Consider the following 1358-nt stretch of genomic DNA (forward strand, 5'->3'; position numbering starts at 1 on the left):
TCCGCTTTCTATGTTAAAATCCAAATATTTTGACCATTATTTTTAATTTATGCTGATATTTTATATTCTGGTGAGAAAATTTGGCGATTTCGGACCATAGCAGTGACCAAACGTATGAGTTTGTTCTTTACATTATTCAGTGCAACCTGCTTCTTCTTTCCACGTTCTACGAGTCGCATATAGTATCTTGCGATAACGGGATTGAAGTTGATGGCAGCCAGTGCAGCCTGCGTCAGCATGGACTTTATCTGGCGGTTCGCCATGTAGTGTACACGAGGATCAGAATGCACACTGGTACCCGAATCCTTGCCGAACGGGGCTATGCCATAGTAGCAGGCTATCTTGCGTGAGTCGTAATTGAAACGACGGAAGTTATCGGTGTATACCATCAGGCACACGGCGTTCTGCGTTCCTATGCCAGGCACCGAGGTCACGATGGTGAATACCTCGGTTAGCTCCTCGTCCGACTTAATAAGCTCGGCGATTCGCTTGTCTATCTTCTCGACTTCCTTGTTGAGTTCTGACACGATATGTCTTCCGCTCTGCGAGATCATGGTCTTGATAGGCGACTTCTCCATGGTGAGCTTCTTCTCGCCTCTACGCACCTGAAAACTGCATCTATGGTGTACCACCATTTGACGATACAGGAACAGCTCACGCAGTTGTGCAAGTGACTCGCTAAGTGGCTCGTACATAATGGCTCTGTCGTAATTTCTCATTGCGTATTCGGCAATCATTGAGGCGTCGGCACGGTCCGACTTCAATCGTCTAAGACCTGATGAATCCTTGATGCTCTTAGCATTCTCAAGCCACATGTCGTAGCCTTTGCCGTATAGGAAGTTGCATAGTCCCTTACTGTAATCGCCAGTGTTTTCTCCGCAGAAGAGCCACAAGGAAGGCTCGATGCCGCCGGAGTTCTGCTCCACCCACTTGATCAGTTGTTTGTAACCAGACACAGTTGTCTTGAATTCGTTGAACACTCTTGAGGCTGTTTCTGCAAGTCCGTCTGCAAAAATGATAGCCACATCAACTTTTTCTTTCGAAAAATCAACTCCAATAAATAAATTCTTCATATCTTTGTACGAGTTTAATTATGTAGAATTGGTCAATAGTTGTATGGACTAACACTCTAACAAGGCTCAGAGCCGATAACTTTCTATCTGGTCTTTGCAACTATGTCGATGAGGTCCGAAACGGATTATAGTCTTCAGACTAGTGAAATCCATGGTTTACCTCTTCGACAGACCGATTCTACCTTTTTACAACAAAGGTACGAAACTGTCTTTAGCAATCATAGTTTTACCTTGATTATTTAACATTTATGCGACTGCGTCGCATTCTTCTGCAAACTTAGAGTG

General features: G+C 44.4%; 1 protein-coding gene. It reads right to left on the reverse strand.

Annotated elements, in window-relative coordinates:
* Nucleotides 1–47: 47 nt before the first annotated feature.
* Nucleotides 48–1073: an IS110 family transposase gene (locus CIK89_RS01215; RefSeq protein WP_094389614.1), complete on the reverse strand. Its 1026-nt coding sequence runs from the start codon at nucleotides 1071–1073 to the stop codon at nucleotides 48–50.
* Between the last annotated feature and the right edge of the window lie 285 nt (nucleotides 1074–1358).

The organism is Prevotella sp. P4-119 (genome assembly GCF_002251345.1).
Classification (GTDB): domain Bacteria; phylum Bacteroidota; class Bacteroidia; order Bacteroidales; family Bacteroidaceae; genus Prevotella.